Below are 15,852 nucleotides of genomic sequence, written 5' to 3' on the forward strand. Positions count from 1 at the left end.
AGAGGAGGAACCGTGCTCAACGACGACCTGTACGACGTCGGCATCGCGCAGCGTCGCCGCATGTTCGGCCCCGAGGGTGCAGAGGGGCAGACCGAGGCGACCACCGACCTCGACGACAAGCTGCAGGAGATCGTGACGCGGGTGTGCTTCGGCGACATCTGGCAGCGGGATGGTCTCGCGATCGTCGACCGCTCGAAGATCACCGTCGCCATGCTCGTCGCGCTCGGTCGAGCCCACGAGATCCGCGTGCACCTGCGCGGGGCGCTCGCCAACGGCGTCTCGCCCGTCGAGCTGCGCGAGATCGTGCTCCACGCCTTCCTCTACGCAGGCATCCCCTCGGCGGTCGAGGGCATGCGGGCGCTCAAGGAGGTGCTCGGCGACCACGACATCGACCTCGACGTCGAGGGCGGCCTCGCCGCGACGGCACGTGCGGAGCGCAGCGCATGAGCGGCCGCGCGCCGGTCGTGGGCTTCGTCGGGCTCGGGGTCATGGGCGAGCCGATGGCCGCCAACGTCGCGGCAGGAGGCTTCGACCTGCTGCTGCACGACGCCGATCCCGCTCGCGCGACCGAGATCGCCGAGCGGCTGCACGCGACCGCCGTCGACGGCGCGGGGTTGGCCGCATGCGACGTCGTGGTGTGCATGCTGCCGACGAGCGGCATCGTGCGGGCGGTGCTCGTGGACGACGACGGCGCGTTGCGCGTGCCGCTGCGAGCTGGCGCCGTCGTGGTCGACATGAGCTCGTCGGACCCGAGCGAGACCGTCGAGACCGGCCGCCTGCTGCGCGAGGCCGGCGTCGCCATGGTCGACGCGCCGGTCTCGGGTGCCAGAGAGCGTGCCGTGGCCGGCTCCCTCGCGATCATGCTCGGTGGCGACGACGAGGACGCCATCGCGGCAGCCGTGCCGGTGATCGAGGCGATGAGCTCGACGATCACCCGCACCGGAGGCCTCGGCACGGGGCACGCCATGAAGGCGCTCAACAACTTCGTTGCCGCCGCCGCGTTCGCCGCGAGCTCGGAGGCGCTCATCGCAGGCGCCCGCTTCGGCCTCGACCGACGGGTGATGCTCGACATCCTCAACCTCTCCACCGGCATGAGCTGGGTGACGACCAACGTCACCGGACCGCACATCCTCGACGGCGCCTACGCCTCGGGCTTCGCGCTGCCGCTCATGACGAAGGACGTGCGGATCGCGCAGCAGGTGCAGCGCGCCGTCGACCACGACGCACCGGTCTGCGACGCCGTCGTCGAGGCGCTCGGCAGCGCGCTCGACGCGCTCGGATCCGTCGACCACACCCGTGCCTACGAGCACTGGGAACGACGATGACCGACGCCGTCGTGCCCGGCGCGAGCGCGGCGCCTGCGCCGGCGCACGACTCGCCGACCGACCGTGCCGTGCACGCCGTGGTCCGCACGCTCGCCGTGCTCGCGGCGCTCGCGATCGTCGTGCTCATGCTCGCGATCTGCGCCGACGTGCTCGTGCGCACCATCAGCGGGGCGAGCCTGCCCGGCATGGTCGAGGTCGCGGAGTCGAGCCTCGTGCTCGCGGTGTACCTCTCGCTCGCGTGGGGGCTCGTGCGCGGCGAGCACGTGGCCGTGACGCTGCTCACCGACCGGCTCGGGCTGCGAGCCCGTCGCGTGCTCGCGATCGTCGCCGGCGCGATCGTCGTCGTCGTGCTGGCGTGGGCCGTGCTCGCGACGGGCGAGCGCGCGATCGACGCCACCGCAGCGGGGGAGGAGCGCTTCGGCATCGTGCGCTTCCCCGTGTGGCCGCTGCGCTGGGCCATCGTCGTCGGGCTCGCCGCCACCCTCGTGGTGGCCGTGCTGCAGCTCGTGGGTGCGATCCGCGGCCGACTGCCCCAGGAGCGGGGCGACCGTGACGCCTGAGGCTGGCGTCGCGACCGCGGTCGTGCTCGTCGTGCTCATCGGCGCCCTCGCCATCCGGGTGCCCGTGGCGCTCGCGCTCGGCGGATCCGGACTGCTCGGCCTCGTGCTGCTGCAGGACGCCGACTACGCGACGAGCGTGCTCGGCTCGGTGCCGTTCGCGACGACCGCGAGCTTCAGCCTCACGATCGTGCCGATGTTCATCCTCATGGGCATGTTCGCCGTGCGCGCGCGCATCGCCGAGCACGTCTTCGCGATCGCCGATCGCTACGTCCGCAGGCTGCCTGGCGGGCTGGGCGTCGCGACGGTCATGGCATGCGCCGGCTTCTCGGCCGTGTCCGGCTCGAGCATCGGAACGGCAGCCACCATGGCGAAGCTGTCGGTGGGCGAGATGCGCAAGGCCGGCTATCCGGCATCGCTCGCGACCGCCCTCGTCGCGGTGGCGGGCACCCTGGGCGTCATGATCCCGCCGAGCACCTTCCTGGTGCTCTACGCCATCCTCACCAGCCAGTCGGTGGCGCAGATGCTCGCCGCCGGCATCGTGCCGGGCCTGCTCTCGGCGACCGCGTACATCGCCTACATCATGCTCGTCGGCTCCAGGCAGGTGCGCACGCCCGCGACGCTCGACGACGCCGTCGCCGAGGCGGCCGGCGAGCCGGTGCGCGTGCCGTGGCGCGGCCTCGTGCGCATCGCGCTGCTGTTCGCGATCGTCATCGGCGGCATGTACTCGGGCATCTTCACGTCGACCGAGTCGGCCGCGATCGGCGCTGTGGCGGCGCTCGCGATGCTCGTGCTCGAGCGCCGCCGCGAGGGCGCGGGGGGCGTGCTGGAGGGCATCCGCACCGCGCTCACGGAGGCGGCCTCCACCACCGGCATGGTGTTCTTCATCATCGTGGGCTCCGGGGTGCTCTCGGCGTTCTTCATCGTCGCTCGCGTGCCCGATGCCATCACCGACGCCGTGACGGGCCTCGCGCTGCCGCCGATGGTGACGATGGCGCTGCTGCTCGCGTGCCTCATCCCGCTCGGCATGGTGCTCGAGTCGCTGTCGATCCTCGTCATCACCGTGCCGATCCTGCTGCCGATCGCCGAGGCGTTCGGCTTCGACGCGATCTGGCTCGGGATCATGATCGTGAAGCTCATCGAGATCGGCATGGTCACGCCGCCAGTGGGCATCAACTGCTTCGTGGTGGCAGGCACGACCGGCGTGCGGCCAGAGGTGGTCTTCCGCGGCGTCGCGCCGCTGTTCGCCGTGGACCTGCTGGTGACGACCGTGCTCTTCCTGCTGCCGGCCATCACGCTCTGGCTGCCATCCCTGGTCCAACGATGACCACGTCGACCCCGCACCCGCCACCCGGCGAGGCGCGCCCCGCGCACGACCCCCGCAGCACCCACCGCACCATCCACCGAGAGGACGAACGATGACGTTCCCCACCCCCAGACGCGGCATGATCCTCGCCGCCTCCCTCGTCGCCGCGCTCGCGCTCGGCGCGTGCTCCAGCGGCGGAGGCGGCGGCGACGCCGGCGACGCCGGCGCCGATGCGGTCGAGCTCACGCTCGCCACCTCGGCGCTTGCCGACACCCCGAACGCCGCAGCGCAGGACTGGTTCCTCGACGCGGTCGAGGAGGCGACCGACGGCTCGGTGACCTTCGATCGCACGGCGCCCGAGTCGATCTGCGCCGCGGCCGAGATCGTCGAGTGCCTGCGCGACGGCCGCGCCGACGTCGGCGTCACGATCCCCGACTACACGCCCCAGTACTTCCCGACCGTGAGCATGGTGGGCATCCCGTTCGTCAACCAGAACTCCGCCGCGATCACCGCGAGCCTGTACGACCTGCACACCGAGGACGAGCAGGCGATGGCGATCATGGAGCAGAACGGGCTGCACTACGTGAGCGCCTGGCCCGTCGGCCGTCTGCTGCTGGGCACCGACCAGCCGGTGGAGTCGGTCGACGACCTCGCCGGGCTCTCGGCGCGAGCCTCGGGGCCGGTCGTGCAGCAGGTGCTGGCCGATGCGGGCATGAGCATCACCGCGGTCACCGCGAGCGAGTCGTACGAGGCCGTGGAGCGCGGCGTGATCGACGCCGTGGGCGGTGCGATCGACTTCGCGGTCAACTACCGCATCATGGAGCTGCTGCCGCACTGGACCGATCCGGGCCTGGGCCAGTACTCCACGTTCGGCATGTGGTTCTCGGCCTCCGCGTGGGAGGGCCTGTCGGCTGGGCAGCAGGAGGCCATCGCAGCCGTGGAGCTGGAGTTCAACCAGGGTGCGGCCGTGGAGGCGTTCAACGAGCAGGCCGTCTCGCAGTGCGACGAGATGCTCGCATCCACGACGGTCGAGTCCTTCACGGCGTTCGACGAGTCGGCGACCGACGAGTGGGTCGAGCAGGTGGGCGACGACGCTCGGGAGACGTGGACGGGCGTCGCGAGCGACTTCGGCGTCGACGATCCGGGCGCGATGCTCGACGCGTACGAGGCCTCGCTCGAGGAGCACGACGACCTCGAGTACGTCGACGCGACGCTGGCATGCGTGGAGTCGTTCGCCGATCGGTGATCGCATCCACGTGCACGCGCGACGCGGCTGCCCCGGAGGTCGGGGCGGCCGCGTCCGTGCGTTCGGGGCACGACGACCGGGTCGGTCGGCCTCCGGGCCTTGACGCATCGTGCATGGGATCGTATATGCTCGCCCAACGTCGGGCAGCGCCACTTGCGCCACGCGGAGTCAGCAATTCCTGACCGATCGTTCGGGAATCACGCTATGCTCCCGAACGGTCGATGAAGATCCCTCACGGACGAAGGAGTCCACGTGTCCAGCACACCCCACGCGCGCACCTCAGCGCGTGAGCGCAACAAGGTCCTCGGCGCAGTCGTGGTCGGCACCACCATCGAGTGGTACGACTTCTTCATCTACGCGTTCATGGCGAACCTCGTGTTCGCGCAGCTGTTCTTCGAGCCGGCGGGACCGAGCCTCGCGCCGATCCTCTCGCTCGTCACGATCGGCATCTCGTTCCTCTTCCGCCCCCTCGGCGCGTTCCTGGCCGGGCACTTCGGCGACCGCATCGGCCGCCGACCCATGCTCGTCATCACGCTGCTGCTCATGGGCGCCGCCACGACGCTCGTGGGTGCGCTGCCGACGTTCGAGCAGGCGGGCGTCCTCGCCCCGGTCCTCCTCATGCTGCTGCGCATCCTGCAGGGCCTGTCGGCAGGTGGCGAGTGGGGCGGCGCCGTGCTCATGGCGATCGAGCACGCGCCGGCGAACCGCCGCGGCGTCTACGGCTCGTTCGTGCAGGCCGGCGTGCCGCTGGGCCTCATGCTCGCGACGGGCGTCCTCGCCGCGGTCCGCGCGCTGTTCCCCGGCGACGCGTTCCTCGAGGTCGGCTGGCGCATCCCGTTCTTCGTGTCGATCCTGCTCGTGATCGTCGGCTTCATCGTGCGCCGATCGGTCGACGAGTCCCCGGTCTTCGCGGAGATCAAGGAGACGGCGCAGGAGCAGTCGGCGCCGATCGTGCAGGTCTTCAAGAAGTACGGCCTCGTCGTGCTCACCGCTGCGATGATCTTCTGCGCCAACAACGCGGCCGGCTACATGACGACCGGCGGCTACGTGCAGGGCCTCGCGTCCCGGCCCGTCGACGGCACGCCTCCCGGGCTCGGCTTCGACCCCGTCGGGGTGCAGCTCGCGGCCTTCGCAGGCTCGTTCACGTGGCTCATCTTCACGTTCCTCGCCGGCTACCTCTCCGACAGGATCGGCCGCAAGCGCGTCTACCTCATCGGCTGGGTCGTGCTCGCGCTCGGCATCCTCCCGCTGTTCCAGCTCGTCTACACGGGTGTCGCGGGCGTCGCGATCGCGACGGTGCTGCTCGGCGTGGGCCTCGGCCTCACGTACGGTGCGCAGGCGGCATGGTACGCCGAGTCGTTCCCGGCATCGGTGCGGTTCTCGGGCGTCTCGATCGCCTACGCGATCGGCGCCATCATCGGCGGCGCGTTCGCACCGACGATCGCGCAGGCGCTGCTGCAGTCGACCGGCACGACGTGGGCGATCGTGGCCTACCTGCTCGTGACCGTCGTCGTCTCGGTCATCGGCACCCTGCTCACGAAGGACCGCACGGGCATCCCGCTGTCGGTCGAGTTCGAGCGGTCGGGTCGCTGGGCCGACTGGAAGCGCGGCGACGCCGTCGACGAGGCCGTGCTGTCGGACGTCGACCGCGAGGCCATCGCAGCGGCAGCCGCCGCCGCGCAGCGGTAGTCGCACGAGCCGGAGCCCCGTCGACCGTCGGTCGGCGGGGCTCCGTCATGCGTGGAGCGTCGCGGACCGCCGCCGAACCTGCACGTCAGCGTGGCCTCGGGTGCACAGAGCACACGAGGGTCTGCGCACGTGTCGATTCGGCGGCCCGCGCCGCTCAGTCGCCCTGGTTCGCGTCCTTCGGCAGCGCCTTCACGCGCTTGCGGCGCTTCGGGCGCGCGGGGATCATCGAGCGCATCTCCTCGAGCCTGCCGAAGCACAGCAGCCGATCCTCCGCCTCGAGCACCTCGCGGCCCTTCGGGTTCGGGATGACCGTCGTGCCGCGGTGCACCGTGAGCACCGTGATGTCGCGCTCCCACAGGCCCGACTCCTTGAGCGTCGTGCCGACGAGCTCGGCGTCGCCGTGCACGACGAGCTCGGCGACGCCGTAGCCGGTCGAGATCGACAGCCGCTCTCGCACGTCGATCTGCGGGAACGCGACCTGGTCGCCGATGTAGTCGACGATCGCGCCCGCGACGTCGAGGTTCGTGGCGGTCTCGATGCCCTCGAGCCCGGGGGAGGAGTTCACCTCCATCACGAGCGGGCCGTCGTCGCCCTCGAGCATGTCGACGCCCGCGACCTTGAGGCCCATGATCTGTGCGGCGCGCACGGCGACGCGCTCGTACTCGGGGTCGAGCGACACCGCCTCGACGCTGCCGCCGCGGTGCACGTTCGAGCGGAACTCGTCGCCCAGCGCGACGCGCCGCATCGCAGCGACCACCCGGTCGCCCACGACGAGCGCGCGGATGTCGCGACCGCGCGACTCCGACACGAAGCGCTGGATGAGCACCTGCTGCCGCGTCGACTGCAGCGTCTCGATGATCGCCTCGGCGACCTTGATCGTCGGCGCCAGGATGACGCCGATGCCCTGCGTGCCCTCGAGCAGCTTCAGCACGACGGGGGCGCCGCCGACGCGCTCGATCGCGGGGATGACGTCCTTGCGGTCGCGCACGAACGTCGTCGCGGGCATGCCGATGTCGTGCCGGGCGAGGATCTGCGTCGCCCGCAGCTTGTCGCGCGAGTTCGCGATGCCGTTCGCCGTGTTGGGCGTGTAGACGTCCATCTGCTCGAACTGCCGCACGACCGCGGTGCCGAAGTACGTGATCGAGTTGCCGATGCGCGGCAGGATCGCGTCGTAGTCGCGCAGCTGCCGCCCGCGGAACTGCAGATCGGGTGCGTCGCCCGAGAGGTCGATCGAGAATCGCAGCGTATTCAGCACCTTCACGTCGTGCCCGCGGTCGACGGCGGCTGCCCGCAGCCGCCTCGTCGAGTACGAGCGCGGAGCGCGGGAGAGGATCGCGAGCCTCATCGGATGAGCACCTGGCTTCCCTGGTTGGATGGGGGGATGAGCGCGCCCCATCCTGCCAGCCCCGCGGTCGCGGGCTGGCGCGAATGGGTGGCGCTGCCGACGTTCGGCGTCGAGCACGTGAAGGCGAAGCTCGACACGGGTGCGCGCACGAGCGCGCTGCACGCGTTCGACGTGGAGGAGCGCTCCGTCGACGGCGTCGAGCGCGTGCGCTTCGCGATCCACCCGTGGCAGCGTTCGACGGCCGACGCCGTCGTCGTCGACGTGCCGGTGCACGATCGCAGGATCATCCGCTCGTCGAACGGCACCGAGCAGGAGCGCATCGTGATCCTCGCGGGCGTCGCGCTGCTGGGCCGCGTGGTCGAGACGGAGATGACGCTCACGCGCCGTGACGAGATGGGCTTCCGCATGCTCGTGGGCAGGGAGGCGCTGCGGCAGGGCTTCCTCGTCGACTCGGCGCGCTCGTACCTCGGCGGCAGGCCCCCGCGCGAGGTGCGCTCGCGCAACAGGGGGCGCGACGATGCGTGAGTCGTTCGCGATCGGCAGCGTGCGCGTGCGAGCCGGTCAGCAGCAGGACGTCGAGCTGCCGATCACGCGGCTCGTGACCGGCGGCGACGCGACGCTGCCCGTGCGCGTCGTGCACGGCCGCGAGGCCGGACCGACCGTGTGGGTCGACGCCGCGATCCATGGCGACGAGGTGCTGGGCGTCGAGATCATCCGCCAGGTGCTCGCCGCGGTCTCGCCGCGCACGCTGCGCGGCACGCTGCTGGCCGTGCCGGTCGTGAACGTGCTGGGCTTCATGACGGGCGACCGGTACCTGCCGGACGGCCGCGACCTCAACCGCTCGTTCCCCGGCTCGGCACGAGGGTCGCTCGCGAGCCGCATCGCGCACCTGCTCATGACCGAGGTCGTCAGCAAGTGCGACGTCGGCATCGACCTGCACACCGCCGCCGCCAGGCGCAGCAACCTGCCGCAGATCCGCGCCGACCTCGAGGATCCCGAGACGCGCAGGCTCGCCGAGGCCTTCGGTGCGCCGGTCATGCTGCACGCGCGCCTGCGCGACGGCTCGCTGCGGCAGGCGGCGCGCGAGGCGGGCGGCACGGTGCTGCTGTACGAGGCGGGCGAGGCGATGCGCTTCGAGGAGGAGCCGATCGCCGTCGGCGTCGCCGGCGTGCTGCGCGTGCTCGCGGCGCTCGACATGATCGACGCCGAGACGGCCGACGACGACGTGCCGGTCGCGGCGTTCGCGAGCGGCTGGGTGCGGGCGCGCGGCTCGGGCATCCTGCACCTCGAGGTCGACCTCGGCGCGCAGGTCGAGGACGGCCAGCGGCTCGGCCGCATCGCCGACGCGTTCGGCGACAACGGCCGCATCGTGCGCGCCGATCGCAGCGGCATCGTCATCGGGCTCACGCGTGCGCCCATCGTGCACGCGGGCGACGCGCTCGTGCACATCGCGATCGCAGGGGAGTGAGCGTGCCCGGGCGGCCGCTGCACCACGTGCGCGGGGTGCTGGGCGAGAGCGTGCGCGTGGGTCCCGCACCCGGCGCGCATCGCGTCGCCATCCGCGGGGCCATCGTGCTCGCGGTCGCGCTCGGCACGCTGTTGGCCGTCGATCGGCTCGACCTCGGCATCGCGGCGGCGTTCGGCGCGTTCGCTTCGATCTACGGCGGTCGCCGACCCACGGCGCTGCGGTGGCGCACGCAGGCGTGGATGGGCGCGCTGCTCACGGCGACGGCGGCGACGGGCGCGCTCGTCGGCATGACGCCGTGGCGCGCGTGGCTCGCGATCCCGCTCGTCGCCGTCGTCGCTGGCGTCGCGACGTGGGCGTCGGATCGGCAGGGATGGCGCCCGCCCGGGCCGTTCTTCCTCGTCTTCGCAGCGGGCGCGTGCGCGTCGGTGCCGTTCGCGGCGTCCGACGTGCCGCTCGTGCCGCTGATCGCGGCGGCGACCGCGGCGCTCGCCGTCGCGCTCGGCGCGCTCGAGCAGGTGCTGCTGCCGACCCGGAAGCCGGCCCCGCCGCATCCGCCGCGCGATCCCGCGATCCGCTGGCAGGTCGTGCGCGCCGTCGTGGCCGTCGCGACCGCCGGTGCGCTCGCGACCGCCCTCTCGGGCTGGCTGCCCGGCGGCGACCACCCGTACTGGGCGATGCTGTCGGCTGCCGTCGCCTTCGCGGTGCCGCACGTGCACGGGCAGCTCGCCCGCGGCCTCCAGCGGGTCGTGGGCACGGTCGTGGGCCTCGGCGTCGCGTGGATGCTGCTGTCGGCGGGGCTGCCGCCGATCGCGACGATCGCGGTCGTCGTCGTGCTGCAGTTCGTCATCGAGCTCGTGATCGGCTGGAACTACGCCGTCGGCCTCGTGGCCATCACCCCGCTCGCGATGCTGCTCGTGCACCTCGCAGCGCCCGTGCCGGTCGACGCCCTGCTGCTGTCGCGCCTCGTCGAGACGGCGCTGGGCGTCGCGGTCGGATCGCTCGCGATCGTCGCGATCCGGCCGTGGCGGCGCGCGGCCTGAGGCGGCTCGAGGACGCGCGCCCGCCGTGTTCCCCCGGCCGCCCTCAGGCGGGCAGGCTCGAACGGGCGCCGAAGCCGAAGTCGGCGATGAGGGTGGTGCCGTGGATGCCGACCGCGCGCGGGCTCGCGAGGAGCAGCACGTGCCAGGCGACGTCGGCGGCTCGATGCACGGGGAACCCGGCGCCCTCGAAGCCGTCGCGGCCGAGGTCGCCGCGGCTCATCGGGGTGTCGACGATCGACGGGCACAGCGCCGTGACGCGCACGGCGCCGGCGGTCTCGACCGACGTCGCACGCGCGAGCTGCACGACCGCGGCCTTCGAGACGCCGTAGGGCACCATCCCGGGCGCTGCGACGTGCGCGGAGTCGCTCGCGAGCAGCACGGCCGCGCCACGAGACGATGCACGCAGCAGCGGCAGCGCGTGCTTGAGCGCCAGGAACGCACCCGTGACGTTGACGTCGAGCACGCGGCGCCAGTCGTCGAGCGTCGTCCGCTCGAGCGGCGTGCCGAACGGTCCGGAGATGCCGGCGCATGCGACGAGCACGTCGATGCCGCCGTGTGCATCGGCCGCGGTGCGCATGGCGGAGGCGACGGACGCCTCGTCGGTCACGTCCGCTGCGATCGCCGTGCCGCCACCACCGAGGCGCGCGGCCGTGGCCTCGACCTGCTCGCGTGCGCGATCGACGAGCACGGGCGTCGCGCCATGCTCGACGACGGCCTCCGCGACCGCTGCGCCGATGCCGCTCGCGGCACCGGTCACGAGCACGACCGCGCCCTCGAGCCCCAGGCTGGGCGCCGTCATCCGAACGCCAGCGTCGGCACGTCGACGACGTGCGCGCCGCCGTCGACGACGAGCGTCGCACCGTGCACGTACGAGGCGTCCGCACCCAGCAGGAACGCGACGACGCTCGCGATCTCCGCAGGGTCCGCGGCGCGACGCAGCGGCACGTCGCGCGTCACGCGCGCGTAGCCGCCCTCGACGTCGGTCGCGCCGCCGTCGGCGACGAGCACCCGCATCTCCTCGTCGGCCATCGGCGTGCGCACCCAGCCGGGGCAGATCGCGTTCGCGCGCACGCCGCGACCGCCGTAGTCGCGAGCGATCGAGCGCATGAGGCCGAGGAGGGCGTGCTTGCCGACCGTGTAGCCGGCGGTGTCGGGCGCGGCGCGGATGCCTGCGAGCGACGACACCACGACGAGGCTGCCGCCGCCGCCGGCCTCGAGCATCGGCAACGTCTCGCGAGCCGTGACGAACGCCGTCGTCAGGTTCGCATCGAGGCTCGCGCGCCACGCCTCGTCGCTCGTGTCGCCGACGGCGTCGTACCCGTGTCCTCCCGCGTTCGCCACGACGCCGTCGAGGCGACCGTGGCGCTCGCCGATCCGACCGACGAGCGCACGCATCGACGCTCCATCGGAGACGTCGGCGACCATCGCGGCGATGCGCGACGACGTCGCCGCCACGGCCTCGAGCGGCTCCGCGCGTCGCCCCGCGACGACGACGTCGTGGCCGTCGCCCGCGAGGCGCGTCGCGATGGCGGCCCCGATGCCGGTGCCGCCGCCGGTGACGAGGTGCACGCTCACGCGCCGCGACCGTCCACGACCGGCACCGCGTCGGTGGGGCGCAGCGGGTCGACGCGGTCGAGGTCGCGAGCGAGCCCGTCCCACACCGCCGGGCGGGTCGCGCGCAGCCGCTGCGCGACGATCAACGCGACGACGGCTGCGGCGGGCAGCAGCCACGGCAGCAGCGCGACCACCGGGCTGTCGCTGCCGGCGAGCGCGGGGAAGTTCGCGAACGCGAGCGCCGTGATGGTCCAGAGCCCGAGGCCGCCGAGACCGGGCAGCACGAGGGTGCTGAGTCGGCGCGGATCGCGCACGCGACGGAAGTGCACGACGATCGCCGTCGCCGCGATGGCCTGGAGCAGGATGATGCCGAGCGTGCCGATGCCGGTGAACGAGGCGACGAGCGCAGTGATCGGGTCGGCGCCGGCGATCGCGAACGCCATCGCGACCGCCGTCGCGAAGACCAGCTGCACCGACGAGGCCACGACGGGAGCGCCGTTGGCCCGCGTGCGAGCCATGGCACGCGGCAGCACCCCGACCCTGCCGAGCGCGTACAGGTACCGGGTCGCCGAGTTGTGCAGTGCGAGGAGGGCTGCGAAGAGGCTCACGATCAGCAGCAGCTGCATCACGGTCGTGAGCGTGCTGCCGAGGTACTCCTCCGACACCGAGAAGATGAGGTCGCCCGCCGCGAGATGCGCGAGCCCCTCCTCGCCTGCCTGGCGCACGCCGAGCGCCGAGACGATCGCCCAGGTGGTGACGGCGGCGAAGACGCCGATGAAGGCGATGGCGATGTAGGTCGCGCGGGGGATGGTGCGCTTGGGGTCGCGAGCCTCCTCGCCGAACAGGCCAGTGGCCTCGAAGCCGACGAACGCGTTCGCGGCGAACAGCAGTCCGAGGCCCACCGATCCCGTGAGGAACACCTCCGGCAGGAACGCCTCGAACGAGTAGCCCGTGCGCACGAGGATGGCGACGTCGAGCACGACGAGGATCGCGACCTCGAGCACGAGGGCGACGCCGAGGATCTTCGCAGACAGGTCGATGCCGCTGCGCGTGAGCACCCAGACGAGTACGACCGACACGAGGCTCCACGCCCACCACGGCGTGGCGATGCCGAGCACGCCCTCGAGGACGATGGCGGTGAAGAATCCGCTCGTGCCCACGGCGCCCGCGACGAAGCAGTTGTAGCCGACGACGGCGATGAGCGCGGCGACCAGCCCTGCCGTGCGGCCGAGCCCGCGCACGACGAAGGCGTAGAAGCCGCCAGCGTTCGTGAGCTCCCGTGCCATCTGCGCGTAGCCGACCGCGAACAGCAGCAGGACGATCGTCGCGAGCAGGAACATGACGGGCGTGCCGCCGCCGGTGCCGACGGCGATGCCGATGCCGGCGACGACGATGATGCCCGTGAGCGGGGCGACGGCGGCGAGGACGAGGAAGACGATCCCGGGCACGCCGAGGCGTCCCTGGAGCTGCGTGTGCTGGGTGGTGGAGGACATCGAGGTCGGCTCTCTTCGCGTGCTGCGCGGATGGGGCGGCGTCAGTCCGCGAGCGCGGTGACGTTGAGGATCTCGGCGGTGGCGCCGACGGGGAAGGTGACGAGCGTCGAGGCGTCGAAGTCGGCGTTGCCGAAGATCGAGCCGTCGGTGCGCTTCGCGTGGAGGTCGATGAGGACGAGGCCGAGCGTCGGCACGATCTTCTCCCGCCAGACGAAGAGCGTCAGGCCGTCGCGGATGCGCACGTGGTGGCAGGCATCGACGTCGGCGAGCCCTCGCTCGACGCCCTCGATGCAGTGCCAGGCGTAGAGCGTCGGCGTGAGGTAGATGTGCTCGTAGACCTCGGTGGGCGAGTAGTCGTACCGGTTGCGCAGCCCGACGAGCTCGTCCGTCGGGCCGTGGAGCGACGCCGAGGAGTCGCCGATGCGTCCGTGCCGGATGGCGGCGGCGACGCCGGTCGCCTCGTCGCCGCGCTGCACGCGCGTGAAGGCCGACTCGGCGCGCGTCGCCTCGTCGGGCAGGGTGCCCTCGACGACGGTCAGGAGCCCCGCGTCGAGGTCGATGACGAAGGTCGTCGAGACGGCTGCGGCGATGCCGCCGACGAGCGCGATGCCCGGTCGGATGGAGGTGATGCGCACCGGGACGTCGACGAGGTCGCCCCAGCTGGCGGTGCCGTCGCCGATGGCGAGCGTGCCGATGCCCTCGAGGTCGGTGTCGAAGGTGCGCCCGGAGAGCGCGCCGATGGGGTCGAGGCTGCGGGACGCATGCGCGAACCCGTCGCCGAGCGCACCGACGGGGATGAACGAGCTGGTCATGCGTGGCCTCCTGAGGCGTGGTCGTGGCCGTGTCCGCAACGGCAGTCGTCGCCGCAGCCGCACGAGCCACCGGTGGAGCCCTTCGGCAGGTCGAGCGCGGGGTTGCGGTCGAGGAAGCCGTACGGCTTGAGCAGGAATCCCGAGCGGTCGACGGGCATGACCGGCCAGTCCTCGGGCCTGGGGATGTGGGTGGGGCCGAAGGTGTGCCACACGACGATGTCGCCGCCGTCGACGTCGCCGCCGCGGGCGACGGACGCGGGGATGCCCGCGCCGCCCGCGTGCTGGTTCGGGTACATGCCGCTGGGGAAGACGTCGTCGCCGCTGCCGGCCGCCGTCACCCAGAGGCTCCGCGTGGCGAAGGCGGCGCGGGCCGCGACCGACGAGTCGGCGTCGGCGAGCAGCGTGGCACCGCCCTGCGGGATGAGCTGGAACTGGGTGGGATGGCCCAGGCGGTTCCTGCGCGACGCGGAGCCGATGTGCCACGTGCGTCCGACGGCAGGGTCGGCGTCTCGGCCGCCGGCCTCGGTGATCCTCGTGGAACGCCACGTGAACGCGTTGCCGCGCGGGTTGGCCTCGCCCATCGGGATGCGCACGAGGTCGACCTCGTCGACGGCGTTGTCGTCGCCGTCGATCGCGACGTCGAGGCGGGCGCAGAAGAGGTGCTGATGCACGGGTGCGAAGAGCCCTGGGGCGAGCTCGGTCATGTGGGGGTGCACGGCCCCGGGCTCGTCGGCGCCGCAGAAGACGATGCCGGTCGCCTTGGCCTCGAGCTGGATCGTGCCGTCGAGGTGCAGGTACCAGAAGAAGCCGTAGTCGTAGTTGCCGATCGTCGACGTCGACGAGATGACGAGGCGTCGTCCACGGCGCGAGTCGGGTGCGCCGCCGGGCTCCGTGTGCTTCCACAGGATCCCGTCGTCCTCCTCGTGCATGCAGATGGCCTGGGGGATCGTGACGGGGTCGCCGGAGTCGGCCGCGACGTGCGCGTCGAAGTAGTGGATGACGCCGAGGCAGTCGCAGCCGAGCTCGAGCGGGTTGGCGTTCTTCCCGAGGTGGTACTCGCCGGCGTCGAAGTACGAGATCCACGATCGCGTCGCGCTCTGGTCGCCGTACGGCACCACCATCTCCGGCACGCTCGCGCGGTGCAGCACGCGGCGCTCCTCGTCGCCGTCGTGCCAGCGGAGGTCGTGCAGCACCAGGCCCTCGCGCATCGAGAAGCCGACGCGGAACGACCACTGCTGCCAGCGCACCCGGGCACCGTCGACCGTGAAGCTCGGGCCCTCGGGCTGCGTGATCTCGATGGGGCGCAGCGTCGTGCGCGCGGGACCGATCGCCTCGACGTCGTAGCGGCCGTGCTCGGTCGGCACCGGCACCTGGCGCTCGTCGACGACGGAGATGACGGAGCGATCGCCGAGGTCGATCGTGACGACGAGCCCCTCCACGGGGTGGGCCCACGGCGAGTCCTGCGGCGTGGGCTGCAGGAACGTCAGCGAGCGGATGACTCGACGCCCCACCTCCTCTGGCACGTCGAACGCCCCGGGCGCGAGCGGCGCGCAGAAGGCGGACTCGACGTGCGCGGGCTCGATGCCGCGCGCCACCATCGCCGCGCGCCAGCGCTCGTCGGCCTTCACGATGCCGTCGACGACCTCGTACTCCTCGAACAGGTACTGCGGCTGCCCGTACGGCGGCGTCGCGCTCGCGATCGGGGCGTCGTGCTCGATCGCCCCCTCGGGCAGCAGCACGACGACGTCCCTCGACGAGCCGTCTGCGACGTCGACGAGCGTGGAGTGCACGCGTCGCGGGATCGCGTCGCCCTCGCTCCACGCTGCGAGGTCCGACTTCGTCGGCTCGACGAGCAGCTGGCCGGCGACGCGCACGGTGCGTCCGAGGCGTCCGCCGCGCAGGAGCGCGTCGCGGACGGCCGCGATCTCGACGGGGGTGAGGGGGTCGAGCGGGTGCTGCAGGTCGGTGAGCCTGCTGACTCGGCTGCCGTGGGTGTGCATGACGCCCGATCCCTTCG

The 15,852-nt window shown here is 72.4% G+C and carries 15 protein-coding genes; 9 read left to right on the plus strand and 6 right to left on the minus strand.

The features are described 5' to 3' along the window. The first annotated feature begins 12 nt into the window (after positions 1-12). The 6 genes from ACZ6H8_RS00105 (at position 13) to ACZ6H8_RS00130 (ending at position 6,123) form a co-directional block, all read left to right on the plus strand. Positions 13-447, plus strand: coding sequence for a carboxymuconolactone decarboxylase family protein (locus tag ACZ6H8_RS00105; protein ID WP_464143265.1), 435 nt, complete (start codon positions 13-15; stop codon positions 445-447). Beyond that, positions 444-1,325 carry an NAD(P)-dependent oxidoreductase gene (locus ACZ6H8_RS00110; RefSeq protein ID WP_464143266.1) on the plus strand — a complete coding sequence of 294 codons (882 nt, stop codon included), beginning with the start codon at positions 444-446 and terminating at the stop codon, positions 1,323-1,325. Before ACZ6H8_RS00105 ends, ACZ6H8_RS00110 begins: the two co-directional genes overlap by 4 nt. Continuing rightward, complete coding sequence (locus ACZ6H8_RS00115; protein WP_464143267.1) at positions 1,322-1,885, plus strand: TRAP transporter small permease; 564 nt, start codon at positions 1,322-1,324, stop codon at positions 1,883-1,885. The genes ACZ6H8_RS00110 and ACZ6H8_RS00115 overlap by 4 nt, the downstream gene beginning before the upstream one ends. After that, positions 1,875-3,209 (plus strand): TRAP transporter large permease, encoded by a 1,335-nt coding sequence (locus tag ACZ6H8_RS00120; RefSeq protein WP_464143268.1) that lies wholly within the window; start codon positions 1,875-1,877, stop codon positions 3,207-3,209. Before ACZ6H8_RS00115 ends, ACZ6H8_RS00120 begins: the two co-directional genes overlap by 11 nt. Before the next feature lie 91 nt (positions 3,210-3,300). Beyond that, entirely contained in the window at positions 3,301-4,434 is a 1,134-nt protein-coding gene (locus ACZ6H8_RS00125) for a TRAP transporter substrate-binding protein (protein WP_464143269.1), read from the plus strand. 252 nt (positions 4,435-4,686) lie between these two features. Then, positions 4,687-6,123: an MFS transporter gene (locus ACZ6H8_RS00130; RefSeq protein WP_464143270.1), complete on the plus strand. Its 1,437-nt coding sequence runs from the start codon at positions 4,687-4,689 to the stop codon at positions 6,121-6,123. A gap of 154 nt (positions 6,124-6,277) precedes the next feature. Here ACZ6H8_RS00130 and ACZ6H8_RS00135 read toward each other — a convergent pair whose 3' ends face one another. Continuing rightward, positions 6,278-7,468 carry a RimK family alpha-L-glutamate ligase gene (locus ACZ6H8_RS00135; RefSeq protein WP_464143272.1) on the minus strand — a complete coding sequence of 397 codons (1,191 nt, stop codon included), beginning with the start codon at positions 7,466-7,468 and terminating at the stop codon, positions 6,278-6,280. Between the two features lie 36 nt (positions 7,469-7,504). Here ACZ6H8_RS00135 and ACZ6H8_RS00140 point away from each other — a divergent pair, with 36 nt between their 5' ends. Genes ACZ6H8_RS00140 through ACZ6H8_RS00150 form a run of 3 tightly spaced genes read left to right on the plus strand, consistent with a single transcriptional unit; the run spans position 7,505 to position 9,976 of the window. Further along, positions 7,505-7,993, plus strand: a complete 489-nt coding sequence (locus ACZ6H8_RS00140) for an ATP-dependent zinc protease family protein (RefSeq protein ID WP_464143273.1) — start codon at positions 7,505-7,507, stop codon at positions 7,991-7,993. Continuing rightward, the gene (locus ACZ6H8_RS00145; RefSeq protein WP_464143274.1) at positions 7,986-8,936 is read left to right on the plus strand and encodes a succinylglutamate desuccinylase/aspartoacylase family protein; all 951 of its coding nucleotides are present in this window, start codon (positions 7,986-7,988) and stop codon (positions 8,934-8,936) included. The genes ACZ6H8_RS00140 and ACZ6H8_RS00145 overlap by 8 nt, the downstream gene beginning before the upstream one ends. Positions 8,937-8,938: 2 nt before the next feature. Continuing rightward, complete coding sequence (locus ACZ6H8_RS00150) at positions 8,939-9,976, plus strand: FUSC family protein (protein ID WP_464143276.1); 1,038 nt, start codon at positions 8,939-8,941, stop codon at positions 9,974-9,976. A 43-nt stretch (positions 9,977-10,019) separates the two neighbouring features. Here the strand turns inward: ACZ6H8_RS00150 and ACZ6H8_RS00155 are convergent, their stop codons facing one another. The 5 genes from ACZ6H8_RS00155 to ACZ6H8_RS00175 are packed head-to-tail and all read right to left on the minus strand — an operon-like array spanning position 10,020 to position 15,835. After that, positions 10,020-10,775, minus strand: coding sequence for an SDR family NAD(P)-dependent oxidoreductase (locus tag ACZ6H8_RS00155; RefSeq protein ID WP_464143278.1), 756 nt, complete (start codon positions 10,773-10,775; stop codon positions 10,020-10,022). Continuing rightward, complete coding sequence (locus tag ACZ6H8_RS00160; protein ID WP_464143279.1) at positions 10,772-11,551, minus strand: SDR family NAD(P)-dependent oxidoreductase; 780 nt, start codon at positions 11,549-11,551, stop codon at positions 10,772-10,774. The genes ACZ6H8_RS00155 and ACZ6H8_RS00160 overlap by 4 nt, the downstream gene beginning before the upstream one ends. Continuing rightward, positions 11,548-13,023 carry an APC family permease gene (locus tag ACZ6H8_RS00165; protein WP_464143281.1) on the minus strand — a complete coding sequence of 492 codons (1,476 nt, stop codon included), beginning with the start codon at positions 13,021-13,023 and terminating at the stop codon, positions 11,548-11,550. The genes ACZ6H8_RS00160 and ACZ6H8_RS00165 overlap by 4 nt, the downstream gene beginning before the upstream one ends. A gap of 41 nt (positions 13,024-13,064) precedes the next feature. Beyond that, positions 13,065-13,835, minus strand: a complete 771-nt coding sequence (locus ACZ6H8_RS00170; protein WP_464143282.1) for a MoaF C-terminal domain-containing protein — start codon at positions 13,833-13,835, stop codon at positions 13,065-13,067. Further along, positions 13,832-15,835, minus strand: coding sequence for a primary-amine oxidase (locus ACZ6H8_RS00175; RefSeq protein ID WP_464143283.1), 2,004 nt, complete (start codon positions 15,833-15,835; stop codon positions 13,832-13,834). The genes ACZ6H8_RS00170 and ACZ6H8_RS00175 overlap by 4 nt, the downstream gene beginning before the upstream one ends. Between the last annotated feature and the right edge of the window lie 17 nt (positions 15,836-15,852).

It is taken from the genome of Agrococcus sp. AC640b, assembly GCF_979255995.1.